Origin of the sequence: Falsirhodobacter deserti, assembly GCF_004015795.1 — a bacterium.
In the GTDB taxonomy this organism is placed as follows: domain Bacteria; phylum Pseudomonadota; class Alphaproteobacteria; order Rhodobacterales; family Rhodobacteraceae; genus Falsirhodobacter; species Falsirhodobacter deserti.
Map to the genome: position 1 here is coordinate 123940 of NZ_ML137219.1, position 2500 is coordinate 126439.

At 66.3% G+C, this 2500-nt stretch carries 3 protein-coding genes (1 of these 3 cut by a window edge); all 3 read right to left on the reverse strand.

What is annotated here, in order from left to right; translation table 11 throughout:
- Positions 1–785, reverse strand: a 785-nt coding sequence (locus tag JX25_RS12165; RefSeq protein ID WP_206611586.1) for an asparaginase domain-containing protein, incomplete at its 3' end; no start/stop codon positions are given.
- Positions 785–2242 carry an amino acid permease gene (locus JX25_RS12170; protein WP_128255382.1) on the reverse strand — a complete coding sequence of 486 codons (1458 nt, stop codon included), beginning with the start codon at positions 2240–2242 and terminating at the stop codon, positions 785–787. The genes JX25_RS12165 and JX25_RS12170, both read right to left, overlap by 1 nt.
- Positions 2243–2371: 129 nt before the next feature.
- Positions 2372–2500 carry the final stretch of a FadR/GntR family transcriptional regulator gene (locus JX25_RS12175; protein WP_128255383.1) on the reverse strand. The gene runs 573 nt beyond the window's last position, so 129 of the gene's 702 nt are visible here — the last part of the coding sequence; the start codon falls outside the window, past its right edge — the gene reads right to left on this strand; it ends in the stop codon at positions 2372–2374.

Sequence of the window (2500 nt, forward strand, 5' to 3'; positions counted from 1 at the left end):
CCGCCATAAGAGGCGACAAGCCGCCCCTGCGGCACCCGGCTGGAGATGACGACAGGAACCCCCGCCGCCGTGCACTCTGCAATCGCGGCCACGATATCCGCCGTGGCGTTGCCTGATCCAAGCGCGGCGACCACGATCCCGCGTGCACCCGCCGCAAGGCTGGCGCGGATGTGCAGCCCGTCGCCGCCCGGATGCACGGCCACCGTGTCGATGCGCAGGCCGGTAACGGGGGCGGGAAGGTGCAGGTCCGGTCCCGCCGCATCCGGGGCACAGGTGCGGAAGGCGTCTCGCTGATCGGCGCTGTGCTTGTAGATCCCCCAGACCGGCGTCACGCGCCCGCCAAAAGCAAGGCGGATGCCGTCGCCGCGCATCACCTCGGCGATGGCGGCGGCAAGGTTTGCGGGGCCGTCGGCCTCGGGGTGATCATCGGTGAACTGGGCGCCGGTGAATACCACTGCGCCCTTTGGATGCTGAAGCGCGGCCAAAAGCGCCGTTTCCTCCATGGAATCTGTGCCGTGCAGGACCACGACGCCCGAAACTTCGGGATCGGCCAGCTGGCGGCCGATCTCGTCGCTGATCGCCTGCATCTCGTCCAGCCCGAGGGTGGAGGAGTCGCGCGCGAAAAGATCCACCGGACGCAGGCGAACCGGCGGCGGCGCGTCAAGCCGGTCCAGCAGCGCCTGCCCGTTCAGGCCAGGGGTGCTGGACCCGTCGCCGCCGGTGCGGCTAGCGATGGTGCCGCCGGTGGCGATCACGGCCAGAAGGGGAAGGTGCGCGTTCTGCATCACGTAAGCTCCGGATATTCGCGGTCATGGCCCTGTTCGGCGGCAAGGTGGTGGATGCGCCCGCGCATCATGTACCAGCCCGCCACCAGCACGGGAATGACCACGATCATGGAGGCGACCGTCCATGTGCCCACGGGATAATCGAAGGCCATCAGAACCACCACGCCCGCAAGGAAGGCCAGTGTGATCACGCCGGTGAAGGGCGCGCCCATCATGCGGAAGTCGGGCCGCGCCATCTTTCCCTGCCGCGCAAGGGACCACAGCTTCAGCTGGCAAAGCACGATCACGCCCCATGCCACGATGGTGCCTAGGGCGGCGATGTTCAGCGCGATCTCGAACGCGGCGGCGGGAACGACGGCGTTCAGCATCACGCCCAGCACCGTGACCGCCGCCGTGACGGCAACCCCGCCATAAGGCACGCCCGCGCGGTTCATCTTGCCCAGTGCGGCGGGCGCCGATCCCGAAAGCGCCATGGAATGCAGGATGCGCCCCGTGGAATAAAGCCCCGCATTCAACGAGGAGATGACCGCCGTCAGCACCACGAGGTTCATGATGACATCGGCGCCTTCCACCCCGATCTTGCCGAAGAAGGTCACGAACGGGCTCTGCCCCGCGCTGTAGGCGGTATAGGGCAGCAGCATCGACAGCAGCAGGACCGACCCGACATAGAACACCACCAGCCGCAGGATCACGGCGCGGATGGCGCGGGGGATGACCTTGCGCGGGTCCTGCGTTTCGCCGGCCGCCGTCCCGATCAGCTCGATCGAGGCATAGGCGAAGATGACGCCCTGTATCACGATCAGCGCCGGAATGATGCCGTTGGGGAAGATGCCGCCGACTTCGGTGATCGTGGCGATGCCCGGAACATGCCCGTCGATGGGGGTGCCGGTGACGACGAACCAGATGCCGGTCACAAGGAAGCAGGTCAGCGCCAGCACCTTGATGACGCTGAACCAGAACTCCATTTCGCCGAAGATCTTCACCGACAGCATGTTCATGGCCAGAACAAGGACTAGCGCGATCAGGGCGAACACCCACTGGTCGATACCGGCCAGCCACGGCACATAGGCGTTGAAGAAGTTCATGTAGAGGGCAACCGCCGTCACATCCGCGACCGAGGTCATGGCCCAGTTCAGCCAGTACATCCACCCGGCTGCAAAGGCGAGCTTCTCGCCATAGAACTCTCGCGCGTAGGACACGAACGAGCCGGAGGTCGGCCGGTGCATGATCAGCTCTCCAAGGGCGCGCAGCACAAGGAAGGCGAAGAAGCCGCACAGGGCGAAAACCAGCACCAGCGCCGGACCTGCGGCGGCCAGCCGCCCGCCCGCGCCAAGAAACAATCCCGTGCCGATGGCACCGCCAATGGCGATCATCTGGACCTGGCGCGGCTTCAGCCCCTTTTGGAATCCTGCATCTTCCCGTGCGAGGGTTTTGCCCCCGCCGTCCTGCTCTGGCATGTCGGTGTCCTTCCTGATCGCGGTTTCCTGCCAAGCTGCATGACAGATTTGTGGCGCAGTAGCGGCGGCATCCGGCCAGCGTCAAGAAGGCGAGGGATCAAAAATGCGCCGGAAGGGTCGCGCGGCGGGTCAGAAACCGCCTTCGATCCGCGCGACAACCTGTTCAACGGCCGCAAGATGGGCGCGCATCGCGGCCTCGGCGGCGGGGCGGTCGCCGGCCCTGATGGCATCGGCGATGACGCGATGTTCGGCGCTTGC

Bases quoted from the DNA above. Each gene is read 5' to 3' on its own strand.
- JX25_RS12170 (WP_128255382.1), bottom strand. From the start codon at position 2,242: ATGCCAGAGCAGGACGGCGGGGGCAAAACCCTCGCACGGGAAGATGCA.